Origin of the sequence: Acinetobacter sp. WCHAc060006 (assembly GCF_004209135.1) — a bacterium.
In the GTDB taxonomy this organism is placed as follows: Bacteria; Pseudomonadota; Gammaproteobacteria; order Pseudomonadales; family Moraxellaceae; genus Acinetobacter; species Acinetobacter cumulans.
In genome coordinates this window covers 1-229 of record NZ_SGSS01000116.1, presented here as the reverse complement: position 1 = coordinate 229, position 229 = coordinate 1, and the positions used below count along the sequence as shown (strand labels likewise).

General features: G+C 45.9%; 1 protein-coding gene. It reads right to left on the bottom strand.

The window, feature by feature from the left end; all coding sequences use genetic code 11:
* Positions 1-49: 49 nt before the first annotated feature.
* Positions 50-229 (bottom strand): ATP-binding protein (locus EXE29_RS17425; RefSeq protein ID WP_165382167.1); only part of this gene is annotated, 180 nt, incomplete at its 5' end.

The following is a 229-nucleotide window of genomic DNA, read 5'->3' as shown; positions in this document are numbered from 1 at the left end:
TGTTCGGCGTCAACTATCTTGGCCGGTTCGCGTCAATTATGATGGCCGGTTAGGTTTTCTCATTTTTCCTACTTCCAGCTTGTTTTAACTGATGTTGTTTTCGATAGCTTTCTCCTTCTAATTCTATAATTGTCGCGTGGTGGATCAGCCGATCTATGGCCGCTACCGTCATCATGCTGTCTGGGAAGATCTGATCCCATGCACTAAACGGGTGATTGGCTGTGATGAT